The 17,047-nt window shown below is 72.9% G+C and carries 15 protein-coding genes and 1 pseudogene; 8 read left to right on the top strand and 8 right to left on the bottom strand.

What is annotated here, in order from left to right; genetic code table 11:
* Positions 1-126 precede the first annotated feature (126 nt).
* From OG361_RS11665 to OG361_RS11655, 3 genes and pseudogenes are all read left to right on the top strand, one after another.
* A pseudogene (locus OG361_RS11665) lies at positions 127-1,090 on the top strand (endonuclease/exonuclease/phosphatase family protein).
* Between the two features lie 105 nt (positions 1,091-1,195).
* Positions 1,196-1,813, top strand: coding sequence for a TOPRIM nucleotidyl transferase/hydrolase domain-containing protein (locus tag OG361_RS11660; RefSeq protein ID WP_405853255.1), 618 nt, complete (start codon positions 1,196-1,198; stop codon positions 1,811-1,813).
* A 71-nt stretch (positions 1,814-1,884) separates the two neighbouring features.
* Positions 1,885-2,622 carry a VOC family protein gene (locus OG361_RS11655; RefSeq protein WP_405853254.1) on the top strand — a complete coding sequence of 246 codons (738 nt, stop codon included), beginning with the start codon at positions 1,885-1,887 and terminating at the stop codon, positions 2,620-2,622.
* An 82-nt stretch (positions 2,623-2,704) separates the two neighbouring features.
* Here the strand turns inward: OG361_RS11655 and OG361_RS11650 are convergent, their stop codons facing one another.
* Positions 2,705-4,480 (bottom strand): NAD+ synthase, encoded by a 1,776-nt coding sequence (locus OG361_RS11650; protein ID WP_405853253.1) that lies wholly within the window; start codon positions 4,478-4,480, stop codon positions 2,705-2,707.
* Positions 4,481-4,703: 223 nt separating this feature from the next.
* Here OG361_RS11650 and OG361_RS11645 point away from each other — a divergent pair, with 223 nt between their 5' ends.
* Positions 4,704-5,198: a hypothetical protein gene (locus OG361_RS11645; protein ID WP_405853252.1), complete on the top strand. Its 495-nt coding sequence runs from the start codon at positions 4,704-4,706 to the stop codon at positions 5,196-5,198.
* Positions 5,199-5,222: 24 nt separating this feature from the next.
* Here the strand turns inward: OG361_RS11645 and OG361_RS11640 are convergent, their stop codons facing one another.
* The 4 genes from OG361_RS11640 to OG361_RS11625 form a co-directional block, all read right to left on the bottom strand.
* Entirely contained in the window at positions 5,223-5,642 is a 420-nt protein-coding gene (locus tag OG361_RS11640) for a CBS domain-containing protein (RefSeq protein WP_405853251.1), read from the bottom strand.
* Positions 5,643-5,781: 139 nt separating this feature from the next.
* Positions 5,782-6,441 carry a DUF305 domain-containing protein gene (locus OG361_RS11635; RefSeq protein ID WP_405853250.1) on the bottom strand — a complete coding sequence of 220 codons (660 nt, stop codon included), beginning with the start codon at positions 6,439-6,441 and terminating at the stop codon, positions 5,782-5,784.
* A 38-nt stretch (positions 6,442-6,479) separates the two neighbouring features.
* Positions 6,480-7,127 carry a DUF3105 domain-containing protein gene (locus tag OG361_RS11630; protein WP_405853249.1) on the bottom strand — a complete coding sequence of 216 codons (648 nt, stop codon included), beginning with the start codon at positions 7,125-7,127 and terminating at the stop codon, positions 6,480-6,482.
* 94 nt (positions 7,128-7,221) lie between these two features.
* On the bottom strand, positions 7,222-7,563 hold the full coding sequence (locus tag OG361_RS11625; RefSeq protein WP_405853248.1) for a hypothetical protein: 342 nt from the start codon (positions 7,561-7,563) through the stop codon (positions 7,222-7,224).
* A 290-nt stretch (positions 7,564-7,853) separates the two neighbouring features.
* On the opposite strand from OG361_RS11625, the gene OG361_RS11620 reads away from it, so the two are divergent.
* The 3 genes from OG361_RS11620 to OG361_RS11610 all read left to right on the top strand — a co-directional run bounded on the left by OG361_RS11620 (position 7,854) and on the right by OG361_RS11610 (position 10,601).
* Entirely contained in the window at positions 7,854-9,215 is a 1,362-nt protein-coding gene (locus OG361_RS11620) for a glutamine synthetase family protein (RefSeq protein WP_093876415.1), read from the top strand.
* Positions 9,216-9,392: 177 nt separating this feature from the next.
* On the top strand, positions 9,393-9,887 hold the full coding sequence (locus OG361_RS11615; RefSeq protein ID WP_405853247.1) for a GNAT family N-acetyltransferase: 495 nt from the start codon (positions 9,393-9,395) through the stop codon (positions 9,885-9,887).
* Between the two features lie 18 nt (positions 9,888-9,905).
* On the top strand, positions 9,906-10,601 hold the full coding sequence (locus tag OG361_RS11610; protein WP_405853246.1) for a histone deacetylase: 696 nt from the start codon (positions 9,906-9,908) through the stop codon (positions 10,599-10,601).
* On the opposite strand, the gene OG361_RS11605 is transcribed toward OG361_RS11610, so the two are convergent.
* From OG361_RS11605 to OG361_RS11595, 3 genes are all read right to left on the bottom strand, one after another.
* On the bottom strand, positions 10,528-10,959 hold the full coding sequence (locus tag OG361_RS11605; RefSeq protein WP_405853245.1) for a VOC family protein: 432 nt from the start codon (positions 10,957-10,959) through the stop codon (positions 10,528-10,530). The two genes, OG361_RS11610 and OG361_RS11605, sit on opposite strands and share 74 nt — an antisense overlap.
* Entirely contained in the window at positions 10,956-11,477 is a 522-nt protein-coding gene (locus OG361_RS11600) for a pyridoxamine 5'-phosphate oxidase family protein (protein WP_405853244.1), read from the bottom strand. The genes OG361_RS11605 and OG361_RS11600 overlap by 4 nt, the downstream gene beginning before the upstream one ends.
* A gap of 182 nt (positions 11,478-11,659) precedes the next feature.
* On the bottom strand, positions 11,660-13,774 hold the full coding sequence (locus OG361_RS11595) for a PIG-L family deacetylase (protein ID WP_405853243.1): 2,115 nt from the start codon (positions 13,772-13,774) through the stop codon (positions 11,660-11,662).
* A gap of 249 nt (positions 13,775-14,023) precedes the next feature.
* Between OG361_RS11595 and OG361_RS11590 the strand changes: the two genes are divergently transcribed.
* Positions 14,024-17,011, top strand: a complete 2,988-nt coding sequence (locus tag OG361_RS11590; protein WP_405853242.1) for a bifunctional [glutamine synthetase] adenylyltransferase/[glutamine synthetase]-adenylyl-L-tyrosine phosphorylase — start codon at positions 14,024-14,026, stop codon at positions 17,009-17,011.
* Positions 17,012-17,047: the final 36 nt, after the last annotated feature.

Here is a 17,047-nt window from a genome sequence, read left to right as displayed (position 1 = left end):
GGATCGCCTAGTGTCGACATCGGGTCACGCAAGACGGCAAGGCAGCAGTGAGGACAGTGCGATGGCGCGGGTGGACATGACGGAGACCGACCACGGCGGCGCGGGCGACGAACGGCCCGCTTCCGGATCCCGCTTCCGGGCCGCCCTCGACGGTCTGCGCCGCGACCGCGGCATCTGGCGCCGGGGCGTCCTGGTCGCCGCCGCGGCGGTGGCGCTGACCCTCCTGATGGTGTTCCACGCCGACATCCCCAACCGGATCGGCAACCTCGGCAGCCTCACCGAGACCTTCCTGCCCTGGCTGGGCCTCTTCGTCCCCGTCCTGCTGGTCCTCGCCCTGGTACGGCGCTCCGCCACCGCCCTGATCGCCCTGCTGCTGCCCGCCGTGGTCTGGCTCAACGTCTTCGGCGGTCTCGTCGCCGACAAGTCCTCCGCCGGCGGCGATCTGACGGTCGCCACCCACAACGTGAACGCCGACAACCCGGACCCCGAGGGCACGGCCCGCCGGCTCGCCGCTTCCGGCGCCGACGTGCTGGCCCTGGAGGAACTCAAGGGCGACATGGTCCCGACGTACGAGCGGGGCCTCGAGGAGGCCTACCCGTACCACTCGGTCCAGGGCACGGTCGGCCTCTGGAGCAAGCTGCCCCTGCGCGCCGCGCAGCCCGTCGACATCCGGATGGGCTGGACCCGCGCCATGCGCGCCACCGTCGTGGCCCCGAAGGGCGAGGTCGCCGTGTACGTGGCCCACCTGCCGTCCGTGCGGGTCAAGCTGAACGCGGGCTTCACCGCCAACCAGCGCGACAACAGCGCCAACGCGCTCGGCGAGGCCATCTCCCACGACCCGCACGAGCGGATCGTCCTCCTCGGCGACCTCAACGGCACCATGAACGACCGCTCGCTCAACGCCGTCACCTCGCAGCTGCGCTCCACCCAGGGCGCGGCCGGCGACGGCTTCGGCTTCAGCTGGCCGGCCTCGTTCCCGATGGCCCGGATCGACCAGATCATGGTGAAGGGCGTGGAACCGATGTCGTCCTGGGCGCTGCCCGAGACGATGAGCGACCACCTTCCGATCGCCGCCCGCGTGAAGCTCTGAGGACCTGAGGACCTGAGGACCTGAAGGCCTGAAGCTGTGAGGTCCTGACCCGGGCGCCGTGGAAAATCCCGTGCCGTGCCGTCGGCGGCGGTGCAGACTCGCGCCATGGTGGAGATGCGTGCGTTCCGGGAAGCGGTCACGAGCTGGGCGGACGGTGGCCCCGGGGAGTCGGCGAGTGAGCTGGCCGCGCGGCTGGGGGTGCGGACGGCGGTGCTGCTGGAAGGGCTGAGCGACCTCGCGGCCGTCGACGCGCTGGCCGCACGGCGCGGCCGGGACCTGGCCGCCGAAGGCGTGTGCGTGGTGCCGATGGGCGGGGCGATGAACGTCGGCCGCTACGCCGGCCTCCTCGGACCGACCGGCCTCGGCCTGCGTCTGGTGGGACTCTGCGACGTGCGCGAGCAGCCCTACTTCGACCGGGGGCTGCGGCGGGCGGGAGCGCCGCACGAGGACGTCTTCGTGTGCGCGGCGGACCTGGAGGACGAGCTCATCCGGGTGCTGGGCACGGAGCGGGTCGAGGAGGTCGTCCGGACCGAGGGCGACCTCCGGCCCTGGCAGACCTTCCTGCACCAGCCCGCACAGCACGGTCGCCCCCGGCAGCAGCAGCTGCGGCGCTTCCTCGGCACGAAGAAGGGGCGCAAGATCCGCTACGGCACCCTCCTCGTCGAGGCCCTCGAACCCGAACAGACGCTCGCACCCCTGGACGACCTCCTCGCGACCCTGTGACGGGGGTGACGACGAGGGCGACGGGGGCCGTAGTGACCGGTGGCGACAGCCGGCAGATCGGAGAACACAGCATGACCTCTCAGTTCCACGCGCTCTGTCTCGACGCGAACGACCCACCCCGTCTCGTCGCCTTCTGGGCCGGCCTCCTGGGCCGGGAGACGGCCGACGACCCCCACGACGGCGTCGTGGTCCTGCCGGGCGACGACAGCGGCTTCCGGCTCCGGTTCCCCGCGACCCGGGAGCGGAGGGCGGGCCGGAACCGGATGCACTTCGATCTGACGAGCACCTCCCTCGACGACCAGCGGGAGGTCGTGGCGAGGGCGCTCGCACTCGGCGGCCGGCACATCGACGTCGGTCAGCGCCCCGAGGAGGGGCACGTGGTGCTCGCCGACCCCGAGGGCAACGAGTTCTGCGTCATCGAGCCGGGCAACGCCTTCCTCGCCGGCTGCGGGTTCGTCGGCGCGCTCGCGTGCGACGGTTCGCAGGAGGTCGGCTATTTCTGGAGCCGGGCGCTGGGCTGGCCGCTGGTCTGGGACCAGAACGAGGAGACCGCGATCCGCTCGCCGCGCGGCGGTCCGAAGTTCACCTGGGGCGGTCCGCCGCTGATGCCGAAGACGGGGAGGAACCGGCTGAGCTTCGACCTCGCTCCGCCCGCCCACGGCGATCAGGAGGCGGAGGTCGACCGTCTCGTCGCCCTCGGGGCGACCCGGGACGACACAGGCCGGGACGGCACCGGCCGGGACGAGGCGGGCCGGGTGGCGATGCTCGATCCCGACGGCAACGAGTTCTGCGTGTCGCCTGCCCGATGAGCCCTCCCCGACAAGCCCTCCCCCGATAGGCCCTCCCGGACGAGCCCGCCCCGATGAGCCCTCATCACGGCCGGCCGGCCGGTCAGGAGGCCGTCGTCGTCTCCCGCCAGCGGTTCGTGATCGGCAGCCGCCGGTCCTTGCCGAAGCCCTTCGCCGAGATCTTGGTGCCCGGCGGGTACTGGCGCCGCTTGTACTCCGCCGCGTCCACCATCCGCAGCGTCCGCGTGACGACCTCCTCGTCGAAGCCGGCCGCCACGATCTCGTCCCTGCCCCGGTCCCCGTCCACGTACAGGGCGAGGATCCCGTCCAGGACCTCGTAGTCCGGCAGCGAGTCCGTGTCCACCTGGCCGGGGCGCAGCTCGGCGCTGGGCGGCTTGCCGATCGAGCTCTCCGGGATCGGCGGGGTCATCCCGCGCTCCTCGGCCGCCCGGTTCCGCCAGCGCGCGAGCCGGAAGACATCCGACTTGTAGACGTCCTTGATGGGGCCGAACGCGCCGACGGAGTCGCCGTAGAGCGTCGAGTAACCCACCGCCAGCTCGGACTTGTTGCCAGGCGCGAGGACGATGTGCCCCTCCTGGTTGGAGATCGCCATCAGCGTCGTGCCGCGCAGCCGGGACTGCAGGTTCTCCTCGGCGAGGCCGGTGAGACCGAGCGAGGCCATGTACGCGTCGAACATCGGCTCGATCGACACGGTGCGGTAGCGGAGGCCGGTGCGGCGGGCCAGTTCGGCCGCGTCGCCGCGCGAGTGGTCGGAGGAGTACTTGGAGGGCATCGACACCCCGTACACGTTCCCCGCGCCGACCGCGTCGCAGGCGATCGCCGCGACGAGCGCCGAGTCGATGCCGCCGGACAGGCCGATCAGGACCGAGCGGAAACCGTTCTTCGCGACGTACGCGCGCAGCCCCACGACCAGGGCCGAGTAGACCTCCTCGTCGTCGTCGAGCCGGTGCGCGTACCCGCCCGCGAGCTCCGGCTCGTACGCGGGCAGCGGCTTCTCGGAGAGCACCACCCGGTCGATCCGCAACCCGTCCACCACACCCACGTCCACGCCCTCGTCCGGGGCCCCGGGGTCGGCGGCCGGAAGCTCCAGGTCGAGGATCACACTGCCCTCGACGAACTGCGGAGCGCGCGCGATCACCTCCCCGGCCGCGTCCACGACGATCGAGTCGCCGTCGAAGACCAGCTCGTCCTGACCGCCCGTCGACGCCAGGTACGCGGTGACGCAGCCGGCCTCCCGGGCCCGCCTGCGGACCAGTTCGAGCCGCGAGTCGTCCTTGTTCCGCTCGTACGGCGAGGCGTTGACCGACAGCAGCAGACCGGCCCGCGCGCTGCGCGCCGCCGGGACCCGCCCGCCCTCCTGCCAGAGGTCCTCGCAGATCGCCAGGGCCACGTCGACGCCGTGGACGCGGACGACCGGCATCGTGTCGCCCTGCACGAAGTAGCGGTACTCGTCGAAGACCCCGTAGTTGGGGAGGTGGTGCTTGGCGAAGCGGAGCACCACCTCGCCCCGGTGCAGCACGGCGGCGGCGTTCTCCGGCGACCCGGCGGGCCGTCCGAGCCTAGGCTCGGCCCGCTCGGAACGGTCGAGGTAGCCGACGACGACCGGCAGCTCGCCGAAGCCCTCGTCCGCGAGGCGCCGGGCGAGGCCGCGCAGGGCCTCCCGGGAGGCCTCGACGAAGGAGGGCCGCAGCGCGAGGTCCTCGACGGGGTAGCCGGTCAGCGCCATCTCGGGGAACGCGACGAGATGCGCGCCCTGTCCGGCGGCGTGCCGGGTCCAGTGGACGATCGCCTCGGTGTTCCCGGCGATGTCTCCGACGGTCGAGTCGATCTGATTCAGGGCGAGGCGTAGTTGAGGCACCCGGCCAGTGTAATCGTCACACCGACGCGATGTCCCGGAAAACGCCCCAGGACGGCCCCAGGGCGGCCCCAGGGCGCCCCCCGGACGGTCTCCGGGCCGGCCCCGGACGGGCCGCAAACGATCTCCGGAAGGGCCCCGGGACCCTCCGCGCCCGACATGCGGGCGGACCCCACCCCGTTGATCATGGGCCCATGACGACCACTGACGACCCTGCGGAGTCGGCATGGCCCGCCGTCACCGACCCGACGGCGCCCCAGGGCGACGGCACCAAGAGGTAGGAGGTCCGGGGGACTCCCCCGGACCAGGGGGTCCGGGGGACTCCCCCGGGAACGAACACACAGGGAACCTTCGGGCACGGGCGGCCGTACGCAGCGACCGGGCGGCCGTACGGCGGGACCCGGCGCCCGCAGAGCTCGTCCGCCGCGTCTACCGCACCTCACGCGTCCTGCGCGGCACCCTCCTGGAGAACGCCCACTACGGCGCCGTCGCCGCCGAACTCCTCGACCTCAGGGACCGGTATCCCCTCCGGCCCGGCCTGCCCGTCACCGTCCTCGCCGCCCCCGACGGCTCCGCCCGCTGGGAACGGCGCCAACGCACGCTGGCCCGACGGCTCGGCGCCCGCTACGAGGCGGCCGTGCCGTCGGGCCATCTGGTCATGCTGGACCGCCCGGACGCGGTGGCCGATGCGGTGCTCCGCTCCGGCCGATCGGCGGGGTAGCCGACCGCGTGGCGGCGGGGACCGTCAGCTGGAGGCGTAGACGCTCGCGCAGAACGCCTGCATCTGCTCGTCCGACAGATGCTGGGCCAGGTCGGCCTCGCTGATCATCCCGACCAGCCGCTTGCCCTCGATGACGGGGAGACGACGGATCTGGTGGCTCTGCATCTCCTCCAGGACCGCGCCCACGTCGGCGCCCGCCTCGACCCAGCGGGGCGTGCCCTTCGCCATCTCGCCACAGGTGATCTTCGCCGGATCGTGGCCCATGGCCACACAGCCGATGACGATGTCGCGGTCCGTGATGATGCCGCAGAGCCGTTCGTTCTCGTCGGCGATGGGCAGCGCGCCCACGTTGAGGTTGCGCATCATCTGTGCGGCGCGGTCGAGCGTCTCGTGTGCCGGGATCCACTGGGCCCCGGGGTGCATGATGTCCTTCGCCGTGGTCATGAGCTGCGTACCTTTCGTCGACGTCGTCGTACGAACGTCCCCGAGCCCATTCATTGTCGGCTCATGGCACGGCCCCCGCGACCGCAGCGGTCACGGGGGCCGTATCGCCCGCGGGATCAGGCCCCGCGCGCCCGCGGGATCAGGCCCCGCGCTGCTTCAGCATGTCCGCCATCAGCAGGATCTCGGACTGCTGCGCGTCGACCATGCCCTGCGCGAGGTCGCGCTCGACGCCCGGTGCGCACTTCTGCACGCACCCCTGGGCCATGTGGACCCCGCCCTTGTGGTGCTCGGTCATGAGCTTCAGGTACAGGACCTCGGCCTCCCGGCCGTCGGCCTCGCGCAGGGCGTCCATCTGCGCGTTGGTCGCCATGCCCGGCATCAGCGCGCCGTCCGACGGCCCGCTGTCACCGGTGGAGCCCATGCCCATCCAGGTCATCGGCTCCACGCCGGACCGGAGCTTGGGCAGCCCCCACATGTCGAGCCAGCCGAGCATCATGCCCCGCTGGTTCGCCTGGGTGTTGGCGATGTCGTACGCGAGGCGGCGGACCGACTCGTCCCGGGTGCGGTCCCGGACGATGAACGACATCTCCACGGCCTGCTGGTGGTGGACGGACATGTCCCGGGCGAAGCCGGCGTCCGCGGAGTCGGTGGCGGGGGTACGCGGTGCCTCGTCGCGCTCGGCGGAGGCGACCGTGACGGCGCCCCCGGCGAAGAGCAGGGCGAGCGCGACGGCGGTGACCGCCGCCCACTGCGTCCGGTTGGGCCCGCGCCGGACGGCCGGCGCGAACTCCTCCACCACCTCGCTCTCCCCGCTCGGCGGAGCTTCCCCGCTCCCGCTCACTGGTCGATCCCGCCGGTGCAGGCGGCGCCCGGCTCGGGGGTCTGCGGGCCCTGCACGTACTTCGTGAAGAAGGCGTCGATCCGCGGGTCGGCGGCGTTGTCCACGGTCACCTGCTTGCCCCAGGCGGAGAGCATGATCGCCCCGGTCTGGTCCTCCACGGGGCTCATCAGCGTGTACTTGGTCTTGCCGACCTTCTCGGCCAGCTTCTTCACGTCGGCGCCGGCGGCCTTCTTGTTGTACGTCACCCAGACGGCGCCGTGCTCGAGCGAGTGCACGGCGTTCACCTCGTTGATCGCCTTGTCGTAGACGACGCCGTCGCAGTTCATCCAGACCGGGTGGTGGTCACCGCCGACCGGCGGCTTCATCTCGTACTTCACGGCCGTCTCGACGTGGTTGCGGCCGAGCTTCTTCGCGTCCCAGGACTTCTCGGCCGTGATGGGGGCCTTCGCGGCGGCGTCCTTGGCGTCCTGCTCGTCGGACTTCTTCATCAGCACGAAGGTGCCGAAACCGACGAGCCCCAGGACGACGACTCCGGAGATGCCGATCGTGATCAGACGGTTGCGGCGCTCACGGGCCTGCTCGGCACGGCGCATCTCCTCTATTCGGGCGCGGCGGTCGGCGGTGGCGGAGCGGTTGGCGGCCATGGTGGTGTCGTCCTTCTTCAGGGGTGGGGGTGGAGTTCGGAGCTGGACAAGCGGAGGGCGGGGCGGCGGCGAGACGATCCGCCGCCGCTCTCCGCTACGTCCGGAGAACTTGAAGGACGTGCAGGTCCGGCGCGCGCGGCCGGACGCCAGAGCGGCGCGCCGGGCCGTCGTCGGAGGGCGGGTCGAGGCGCCGCAGCCCGCCCGCCGCGTGGAGCGGGGGGTCGAGCGGGGGCGCGCTGAGCACCGCCGGGGAGAGCGAGGGGACGAGGGAGCAGCCGCCGCGGTCGTACGGGCAGACGTACTCGCCGACGACGGCCGTCGCCCGCACCCCGTGCTTCTTCGGGGCGTCCTCGTGATGGGCGTCGGGCCCGGGAGCGGCCCCCAGACAGACGAAGAGCGCGGCGAGGAGCGTCGCCACGGCACTCACCAGTGCCATGGGACGCGCATGTCGGAACAGGCGTACGAGCCGCGGGGCCCCCATGGGCGCAGATCGTAGTGTGCGCGGGCCCTTTGTGGGCCGAACGGGGTACCACTCGGTACCGACGAACGGGCTCCGCGCGGCCGAACGCACACCCACCGGCCGCTCCCCCGTTACCTGAGTCACATCCGAGCAGGCACTATGGGTGTGCAACGTGCGCGAAACCATGTGGTGGGATGCTCAGGTGCCCCCCGATGCACCGGAGGCGGTGGGAGCAGGCGGCCTGACCAGCGAGGATGGGTGTGGAAATGGACAAGCAGCAGGAATTTGTGCTCCGTACGCTCGAGGAGCGCGACATCCGCTTCGTGCGCCTGTGGTTCACCGATGTACTGGGCTTCCTCAAGTCGGTGGCCGTGGCGCCCGCCGAGCTTGAGCAGGCCTTCGACGAGGGCATCGGCTTCGACGGCTCGGCGATCGAGGGATTCGCCCGCGTATACGAATCGGACATGATCGCCAAGCCGGACCCGGGAACCTTCCAGATCCTGCCGTGGCGCGCCGAGGCCCCGGGCACGGCCCGGATGTTCTGCGACATCCTGATGCCGGACGGCTCGCCGTCCTTCGCGGACCCGCGGTACGTCCTCAAGCGGGCGCTCGCCAAGACGTCCGACCTGGGCTTCACCTTCTACACCCACCCCGAGATCGAGTTCTTCCTCCTGAAGGACAAGCCGCTCGACGGCACCCGGCCCACCCCGGCCGACAACTCGGGCTACTTCGACCACACCCCGCAGAACGTCGGCATGGACTTCCGCCGCCAGGCGATCACCATGCTCGAATCGATGGGCATCTCGGTGGAGTTCTCCCACCACGAGGGCGCGCCGGGCCAGCAGGAGATCGACCTCCGCTACGCGGACGCGCTCTCCACGGCCGACAACATCATGACCTTCCGCCTCGTCATGAAGCAGGTCGCCCTCGAACAGGGCGTCCAGGCCACCTTCATGCCGAAGCCGTTCTCGGACTACCCCGGCTCGGGCATGCACACCCACCTGTCCCTCTTCGAGGGCGACCGGAACGCCTTCTACGAGTCGGGCGCCGAGTACCAGCTCTCCAAGGTGGGCCGCTCCTTCATCGCGGGCCTCCTGAAGCACGCGGGCGAGATCTCGGCCGTCACCAACCAGTGGGTGAACTCCTACAAGCGCATCTGGGGCGGCTCCTCCCGCACGGCCGGCTCGGGCGGCGAGGCCCCCTCGTACATCTGCTGGGGCCACAACAACCGCTCGGCCCTCATCCGGGTCCCCATGTACAAGCCGGGCAAGACGGGCTCGTCCCGCGTCGAGGTCCGCTCCATCGACTCGGGCGCCAACCCCTACCTGACGTACGCGGTCCTCCTCGCGGCCGGCCTCAAGGGCATCGAAGAGGGCTACGAACTCCCGGCCGGCGCCGACGACGACGTCTGGGCCCTCTCCGACTCGGAACGCCGCGCGATGGGCATCGAGCCGCTCCCGCAGAACCTCGGCGAGGCGATCGCCCTGATGGAGAAGAGCGAACTGGTCGCGGAGACGCTCGGCGAGCACGTCTTCGACTTCTTCCTCCGCAACAAGAAGCAGGAGTGGGAGGAGTACCGGAGCGAGGTCACGGCCTTCGAACTCCGCAAGAACCTCCCTGTGCTGTAAGGCAGTTCACGGCCGAGTTCGGGCCGAGTCGAGGGCCGGCGGCGGTCAGCCGCCGGCCCTCGGCCGTCCTCCACGCCCCCGGGCCGTCCGTGGGCCGGGGGCGAGGAGTCGGACCGGGGGCGTGGGGCCGGATTTAAAGGCGTTGCCCGGGAGGCGGGGGCGGTTCAGACTGCCCCGGTGAAGATCCAATCCGTCGCCACCGAGCGGCTTCTGTTGCATCCGTTGAGCGTGAGTGAGGCCGAGCGTGTCGTCGCCCGGGAGCCCGCGGACGGCGACCTGTGGGGCGAGGGGTACCCCGGGGACGGGGACGTCCGCGCGGGCACCGGGTTTCTGCGGGGCGTTGCCGAGCGGGGGGATCCCGGGGCGTTCCGGCTCTATGAGATACGGCTCCGTGAGACCGGGGTCTCCATCGGCGGGATCGGGTTCCACGGGCCGCCGGACGAGCTGGGGGTCGCCACCATCGGGTACGGGCTCACGCCCGGGGCGCGCGGCAGGGGATACGCCACCGAGGCCCTGCGGGCGCTCGTCGAGATCGCCCGGCAGGCCGGTGCCGAAGGGATGAAGGGGGACGCCGACCTCGGCAACCCGGCCTCCCACCGGGTGATGGAGGCGGCCGGGATGCGACGCGTCGCGGAGGACGAGAAGCTCGTCCACTACTACCTGGGGTTCTAGCCGTTAGCCTCTGGGGGCATGTCGGAAACCCGTTCCCGCGTCTGGTACGCCGCCTACGGCTCCAACACGCATGCCGAGCGCCTCGATTACTACCTCGCCGGCGGCTGCCCGCCCGGCGCCGCGTGGGCGTTTCCCGGGTGCCGGGACCCGCGCCCGCCGGAGCGTTCCGTGGCCCTGCTGCTGCCCGGGCGCGTGTACTTCGCGACCGACTCGCCCGTGTGGCGCGGCGGCCGGGCCTTCTACGACCCGGCGGCGGACGGCACCGCCCGGGGCGTCGCCCACCTGCTCACCGTCGGACAGTTCTCCGACATCGCCGCGCAGGAGATGTACCGCGAGCCCGGCCAGGACCTGGACCTTTCCGAGGTGCTCGCCGCCGGGCGCTGCTCGCTCGGACCGGGGCGGTACGAGACCCTCGTCTGCCCCGGTCTCCTCGACGGCCTGCCCGTCCTCACCTTCACCGCGCCCTGGCCGATGCCGGAGGAGGACTCCGGCGAGCTGCGGAAGCCCTCCGCCGCGTACCTGCGGCAGCTGGCGGCCGGGCTGAACCTGGCCGGGACCTGGCGGCCCGCCGACACCGCCGCCTACCTCGCCGACTGCCCGGGAGCGGCCGGGCACTGGACGCCGGAGGACGTGGCCGCCCTCAGCGTTCCGCCAGCTCCGACGGGGCTTCCTGGACCACCCAGCCGTTGCCGTCCGGATCCTCGAAGGTCATGAACGAGTTCCAGGTGCCGCCCTTCCCGTCCTCCCAGCCCTTCTCGCCGACGTGCATCACCGGGGAGACGTCCACGCCCCGGCCGACCAGCTCCGCCCGCGCCGCCTCGATGTCCGTGACGCAGAGCTGGAGGCCGTGCAGGGTGCCGGGCGCCATCTCCTTCGTGCCGGGCATCGTCGGCATGCCGCTCAGCAGCGCGATCGAGCAGCGCGAGCCCGGCGGGGTCGCCTGGATGATCCGCATGCCCGGCGCCACCTCGTCGTCCAGGTCGATCGCGAAGCCGACCTTCTCGCCGTAGAACGCCTTGGCCCGGTCCATGTCGGTGACGGGGACCGGGACGACCTCCAGGGTCCAGTTCACGCCTGCTCCTCTGCTCCTCGGAAACGCCAGCGGGTCTGGCCGAACGGCTCGCCCTTGGCGAAGCCGAAGGCCGTGCGAGGCGCGACCGCGAACACCAGGGCCGTACCACCGTCGCCCACGAACGCCCCGTCCCGCACCTCGAATCGCCATTCCGGGCCGTACTTCTCCACATACGCCTCGGCGAGGCCCCGCAGCACGTGCTCGTCCGTCACCCGGGCCGCCTCGCCCTCGACCACCAGGTCGAGGCCCTCGCCGAGGGTGGCGGAGCCGGTGGTGAGGACCACCGAGGTGTTCTCGGCGAGGTTGCGGGCCTTGCGTTCGTCGGGCCCGGTGCAGAAGTGCAGGGCGTCCTCCGACCAGACCGCGATGAGCGGGGTGACATGCGGGCGGCCGTCGGGACGTACGGTCGTCAGCCAGTAGACCTCGGCCGCCGCGAGCCGGGCCGCCGCGTCGGACCAGGACAGCGGGGCGGCCTTCGGATCGCTGTAGCGGGGATCGAGGGAAGTGCGCGGATCCATGGCCGGCCGTCCTTTCGTCGTGGCTCCCGGGGGAGGGGCCATGAAGGGGAGACCGTCCGGTACGCCGGAACTCATCGGTCGGCGCCCGTCCAGGCCCGCCAGGCCAGGCCCGGACCGGTCAGCGGCCAAGCCAGGCCAGGCCCGGACCGGTCAGCGGCCAGGCCGTGCCCGGCCAGCACCGGTCAGCGGCCCGCGGGCGTCGCCGGCGTCCAGTGCAGGCGGCCGTCCAGGCCGATCGCCGCGACGCCCTCCCGGCCCGCGTCCGGCGCCCCGGAGAAGAGGAAGCCCTCCAGCGTCCACGCCGGGCGCGTCCCGCCCCGCCCCAGCGGGGCCGTCGCCAGGAAGCCGGTGCGGGAGCGGACCGCGAGCATGCCCGCGCCGCCCTGCGCCCCGCTCACCGGGCCAAAGCCCGCGACGCCGCCCGCCAGCTCCCGCACCGGGGAGACCAGGCCGGAGCCCGAGAAGTCGGCGCTCCGCAGGTCGCCGGAGGCCGGCTTGCGGAACCAGAGCCGTACGCCGTCGACGCCCGGCTCCGCGCTCGCGCTCAGCGCCAGCGTCGTCGCCGGCAGACCCGTCCGCACCGGACCCGTGAGCGGTCCGCCGGGGCGCTGCGCCGCCCAGGCCAGGACGGTCCTCGGGGTGCTCGCGAAGACGTACCCGCGGCCCGCCCCGTCCGTCGCCGCCACCGGGTCGCCGTACACGTCCGCGCCGCCGAGCGTCCGCCACGGCCCCCAGCCGCCGTCCGCGCGCTGCTCGCGCGCCGTCAGCCGGTGCCCGCTGTCCCGCAGGACCAGGGTCGCCCGCCCGTCGGGGCCCACGGTCACGGCGGGCGCGCTGATGTCGGAGGTGCCCCGGGCGTCGTCCGGTTCGGGCGTGCCGAGCGAACGCCACGGGCCGAAGGCGCCGCCCGCCACCGGCTGCTCGGCGGTCACCACCTCGCGCTGGTAGGCCGAGGGGCCGCCGCCGAACGTCGTCCGGGTGCCGAAGACCGCGATGCGGCCGTCCGGCAGGAGGACCGAGGTGACCCCGCTGTCCAGGCCGTCGCCGGGCAGCAGCACGGGCCCCCGCCACGACGCCGCATCCGCCGCCTTCCGCCAGGTCGCCAGGCGCCCGTCCAGCACGGAGAAGGCGTGCAGCCCGCCGTCCCGGTCGCGCTGCACCCAGGAGGTGGAGGTGGACCGGGCGTACCGGACGGTCTGGGCCCAGCCCCGCCCGGCGGGCCGCGCGGCCACCTTCAGGTCGCCGCAGCCCGCGGTGGTGCCGCAGTCGTTGACCCCGTCCAGCCACGCGTACGTCTTGAGGGTCTTCAGCTTCGCGCCCGCCGTCTCGGGGTCGAGGGTGTGCGGCAGGACGCTGGTCGGGTAGCCGAGGTAGTTCTGCACACCGACGTGCGGGTGCCCGGGGACGTCCGTGTACCGGGCGATCGCCGCCTGGGCGAACCGCGCCCCGTACAGGTGGTCCTGATGGTCCCGGAGGTGACCCGTCTCCGGGTACGTGCCGGGGGTCGGGTCCTGCATCCGCACGAAGGTCGGCCGGAACCGCTCCAGGAGCCCGGCCATCGTCGCGACGACCTGATCCGCGGTGTAGGTGAAGTCCGCCGTGACCGGGGTGCCGGAGGCCCGCTGGGAGGCGAGCGCGGATATTCGGCCGTGCCACAGTCCGTTGAGGCTCTCGGGGCGGTCGCCGCTGATCGAGCCGGCCTCGCGCAGCTGTAGCCACACCAGCTTGACCTGCGGTTTCGCGCGCAGGGTGTCCATCTCGGCGTACGCGCCGCCGGCCGTGGGTATCGCGACCCGGTCCCAGGGGCTGGTCCGGCTGCCGGTGACCATCTCGGCGTACGCGGCACGGATGCCGTTCTGCCGGGCCTCGGCGTACCCCGCCTTGTCGGGCTCGGCGCCGGCGGCGTCGCGCGGGCGCGCGTTGACGCCGTCCGACTCACCGGAGGTGAGGTAGACGGAGGCCAGGGGAGCGCCGGAGCGGAGGGACTGGGAGACGTCCGGGTTCATGAAGTACAGGTCGTCGTCGGGGTGCGCCACGATCTGCACCACGGACGCCTTGCGGGGGGCGGCGGCCGGGACCCCGGCCTCCGTCGCGCCCGCCCCCGCCGTCTCCGTCCCCTTCGCGTTCGAGGCGGTCTTGGAAGTGCTCTTCGACGCGGTCTTCGAAGGAGCCTTCGGCGCCGTCGTCACCGAGAGCAGCCCGGCGAAGGTGCCGCCCACCAGGACGGCCGTCACCGCCGTCGAGACGACCCTGCGGCGGGAGGGGAGGGAGGGGCGGCGGAGGCGTCGGACGGGCATCGGTGGAGGTGCGCTTTCACAGGAGGACGGGGCGGTTCGCGGCAGGACGGACGGGCGTGCGGGTCGCACGCGGAGCAAGACGGACTTTCAAGAAATACGGTTCATCGACCCCGAAAAGCGATCAATGTGCGGGACGTCACGTGTGATCCTCTGCGATCCGAAGGCCTGGAAGCCCCCGCGCCCCACTCCGGATAGGCTCGATCTCCCCGGGTCCGTACCCAGGGGGATCTGCTTGGAGGGAGCGGTCGGATGACGGTGCCGGGACGCAGGAGCAGTACGTTCTCACGTCTGCTGCGGCACGGGTTCACCGACCCCTCGGGAGCCGAAGGCCTCCTCGACGTGCCCGAGCTCGCCGCCCTCCGCGGCGACGCCGTCCTCCTCGACGCCCTCGGAGCCACCGCCGACCCGGACCTCGCCCTCCGCGGCCTGGTCCGCCTGGTCGAGGCCCAGCCCGAGACCGAGCGGCAGACCCTCACCACCACCCTGCTCTCCGCCAAGCCCTTCCGGGACCGGCTCCTCGGTGTCCTCGGCGCCTCCGAGGCGCTCGCCGACCACCTGGCCCGCCACCCCCGCGACTGGGAGACCCTCGTCACCTACGAGGCGACCGACCTGCATCCAGGGGTCGCCGAGTTCGAGCAGGGGCTCGCCGAGGCCATCGACGCCGTCTCGCTGCGGGTCGCCTACCGCCGCTGCCTGCTCGCCATAGCGGCCCGTGACGTGTGCGGCACCATCGACGTCGCCGAGACGGCCGCCGAGCTCGCCGACCTGGCGACGGCGACCCTGCGCGCCGCGCTCGCCATCGCCCGTACCGCCGAGCCCGCCGACGCCGCCCAGTGCCGGCTCTCCGTGATCGCGATGGGCAAGTGCGGCGGCCACGAGCTCAACTACGTCTCCGACGTGGACGTGATCTTCGTCGGGGAGCCCGTCGAAGGCGCCGACGAAGGCAAGGCGCTCCAGGCGGCGACCCGGCTCGCCTCGCACCTCATGCGGATCTGCTCCGAGACCAACATCGAGGGCACGATCTGGCCGGTCGACGCCAACCTCCGCCCCGAGGGCCGCAACGGGCCCCTCGTCCGCACCCTCTCCTCCCACCTCGCCTACTACCAGCGCTGGGCGAAGACCTGGGAGTTCCAGGCGCTCCTGAAGGCGCGCGCGGTGGCCGGCGACCCGGAGCTCGGCGCCCAGTACATCGACGCCGTCTCCCCGCTCGTCTGGCAGGCCGCCGAGCGCGAGAACTTCGTCCCCGACGTGCAGAAGATGCGCCGCCGGGTCGTCGACAACATCCCCGTCGCCCAGGTCGAGCGCGAGCTCAAGCTGGGCCCCGGCGGACTGCGGGACGTCGAGTTCGCCGTACAGCTCCTCCAGCTCGTGCACGGCCGCAGCGACGCCGGGCTGCACAGCGGCACCACCCTGGACGCGCTCGCCGCGCTCGCCGCCGGCGGTTACGTCGGCCGGGCGGACGCGGCCCAGCTCGACGAGGCGTACCGCTTCCTGCGGGCCATGGAGCACCGCATCCAGCTCTACCGGCTGCGCCGCACCCACCTCGTCCCCGAGGACGAGGCCGACCTGCGCCGCCTCGGCCGCTCCCTCGGCCTGCGCACCGACCCGGTCACCGAGCTCAACAAGGAGTGGAAGCGGCACGCGGCCGTCGTCCGCCGCCTGCACGAGAAGCTCTTCTACCGGCCGCTGCTCGACGCGGTCGCCCAGCTCGCGCCCGGCGAGATCCGGCTCAGCCCGAAGGCGGCCGGCCAGCGCCTCGAAGCCCTCGGCTACCAGGACCCGGCCGCCGCCCTGCGCCACCTGGAGGCGCTCGCCTCCGGGGTCAGCCGCAAGGCCGCGATCCAGCGGACGCTGCTCCCGGTGCTGCTCGGCTGGTTCGCCGACTCGGCCGACCCGGACGCCGGCCTCCTCGGCTTCCGCAAGGTCTCGGACGCGCTCGGCAAGACCCCCTGGTACCTCCGCCTCCTCCGCGACGAGGGCGCCGCCGCCGAGAACCTCGCCCGGGTCCTCTCCGCCGGGCGCCTCGCCCCCGACCTGCTGCTGCGCGCCCCCGAGGCGGTCGCGATCCTCGGCGACCCGGAGGGGCTGAAGCCGCGCGGCCGGGACCATCTGGAGCAGGAGGTCCTGGCGGCGGTGGGCCGCGCGGGCGACGCCGAGCAGGCCGTCGCGGCGGCCCGCGGGGTGCGCCGCAGGGAGCTGTTCCGTACCGCCGCGGCCGATCTCATCGGCTCGTACGGCACCGAGGACAACCCCCGCGAGCCCGATCCGGGCGCGCTGGTCGACCGGGTGGGGGTGGCCGTCACCGACCTCAACGCGGCGACGATCGCCGGCGCCCTGCGGGCCGTCGTGCGCGCCGGGTGGGGCGACACGCTCCCCACCCGGTTCGCGGTCATCGGCGTGGGCCGCTTCGGCGGGCACGAGCTGGGGTACGGCTCCGACGCCGACGTGCTGTTCGTGCACGAGCCGTGCGAGGGCGTCGACGAGCAGGAGGCGGCGCGGGCCGCGAACCAGGTCGTCGCCGAGATGCGACGACTCCTCCAACTCCCCACGGCCGACCCGCCGTTGCTGATCGACGCGGACCTCAGGCCGGAGGGCAAGAGCGGCCCCCTGGTCCGCACCCTGAAGTCGTACGCGGCCTACTACCGCCGCTGGTCGCTCGTCTGGGAGAGCCAGGCCCTGCTGCGCGCCGAACCCATGGCGGGTGACCTGGAGTTGGCCGGACGGTTCATCGAACTCGTCGACCCGCTGCGCTATCCCGCCGAGGGCCTGGGGGAGGACGCGGTCCGCGAGATCCGCCGCCTCAAGGCCCGGATGGAGTCCGAACGGCTGCCGCGCGGCGCCGACCCGACGCTCCACGCCAAGCTGGGGCGCGGCGGCCTGAGCGACGTCGAGTGGACGGTCCAGCTCCTCCAGATGCGGCACGGCTGGGCGGAACCGGGGCTGCGGACGACCCGTACCCGCGAGGCGCTCGCCGCCGCGCACGCGGCGGACCTGATCCCGACGGACGAGGCGCAGATCCTGGACGAGGCCTGGGTGCTCGCCAGCCGCGTCCGCAACGCGGTGATGCTGGTGCGCGGCCGCGCCGGTGACACCTTCCCCTCGGATCCGCGCGAACTCGCGGCGGTCGGGCGGTACTTGGGGTACGGCCCCGGCCATGTCGGGGAGCTGGTCGACGACTACCGCCGCATCACCCGCCGGGCCAGGGCCGTCGTGGAGGAGCTCTTCTACGGCGCGTAGCCCGACCCGTGCGCCGGCCCGACCCATGCGCCGACT

Source organism: Streptomyces sp. NBC_00090 (assembly GCF_045160815.1).
GTDB lineage: Bacteria > Actinomycetota > Actinomycetes > Streptomycetales > Streptomycetaceae > Streptomyces.
Note: the sequence above shows the minus strand (reverse complement) of the source record. Positions and strands in the feature narration are given on the sequence as shown.

Coding starts and splice junctions, on each gene's coding strand:
- OG361_RS11660 (WP_405853255.1), top strand. CDS start 1,196: ATGGTGGAGATGCGTGCGTTCCGGGAAGCGGTCACGAGCTGGGCGGAC.
- OG361_RS11655 (WP_405853254.1), top strand. CDS start 1,885: ATGACCTCTCAGTTCCACGCGCTCTGTCTCGACGCGAACGACCCACCC.
- OG361_RS11645 (WP_405853252.1), top strand. CDS start 4,704: ATGGCCCGCCGTCACCGACCCGACGGCGCCCCAGGGCGACGGCACCAA.
- OG361_RS11640 (WP_405853251.1), bottom strand. CDS start 5,642: ATGACCACGGCGAAGGACATCATGCACCCCGGGGCCCAGTGGATCCCG.
- OG361_RS11630 (WP_405853249.1), bottom strand. CDS start 7,127: ATGGCCGCCAACCGCTCCGCCACCGCCGACCGCCGCGCCCGAATAGAG.
- OG361_RS11625 (WP_405853248.1), bottom strand. CDS start 7,563: ATGGCACTGGTGAGTGCCGTGGCGACGCTCCTCGCCGCGCTCTTCGTC.
- OG361_RS11620 (WP_093876415.1), top strand. CDS start 7,854: ATGGACAAGCAGCAGGAATTTGTGCTCCGTACGCTCGAGGAGCGCGAC.
- OG361_RS11610 (WP_405853246.1), top strand. CDS start 9,906: ATGTCGGAAACCCGTTCCCGCGTCTGGTACGCCGCCTACGGCTCCAAC.
- OG361_RS11600 (WP_405853244.1), bottom strand. CDS start 11,477: ATGGATCCGCGCACTTCCCTCGATCCCCGCTACAGCGATCCGAAGGCC.
- OG361_RS11595 (WP_405853243.1), bottom strand. CDS start 13,774: ATGCCCGTCCGACGCCTCCGCCGCCCCTCCCTCCCCTCCCGCCGCAGG.
- OG361_RS11590 (WP_405853242.1), top strand. CDS start 14,024: ATGACGGTGCCGGGACGCAGGAGCAGTACGTTCTCACGTCTGCTGCGG.